This window comes from Mesorhizobium sp. L2C084A000 (genome assembly GCF_000502875.1).
Classification (GTDB): domain Bacteria; phylum Pseudomonadota; class Alphaproteobacteria; order Rhizobiales; family Rhizobiaceae; genus Mesorhizobium.
Window position 1 is genome coordinate 1 of the sequence record NZ_AYWX01000054.1, and the last position, 441, is coordinate 441.

At 64.4% G+C, this 441-nt stretch carries 2 pseudogenes; both read right to left on the reverse strand.

Going from position 1 to position 441, the window contains the following annotated elements:
• Positions 1-126 (reverse strand): annotated as a pseudogene (locus X735_RS1000000170195) (CvpA family protein); the annotation flags it as partial.
• A 48-nt stretch (positions 127-174) separates the two neighbouring features.
• Positions 175-441, reverse strand: a pseudogene (locus X735_RS0135745) (DNA repair protein RadA); the annotation flags it as partial.

Sequence of the window (441 nt, forward strand, 5' to 3'; positions counted from 1 at the left end):
CGCCGCGGCGGCAGCCGCCCAGGACACGACGGACAGGATTTCGCGTGACAGGCCGCGAACCATGGCGAGCATCGCCGAGACCAGGGTGAAGCCGACGAGAATTCCGTCCAGCAGCGTAATCGGCATGTCATTCGCCCCACTCAGATTGTCTTTTCACGGCTCGGGCGAGCCGCGTCAATCTTCCACGTCGACACGGCTGCGCCGTGAGCCGGCTATGCGTGCGACGAGATCGGCAAGTTCGGTCGGCTGGAAAGCGCCGGCCCCGATCCCCCCGACAACCTCCTCGCTGCCCAAGGGCAGAACCGCACTTCCAAAACCCAGCTTTTCGGCCTCTTTAAGGCGCTGCTGCGCATGCGCAACCGGCCTCACTGCGCCCGACAGGCTGATTTCGCCGAAATAGACGCAATCGGCGGGAAGGGCAAGACCGGTGAGCGAGGAAAC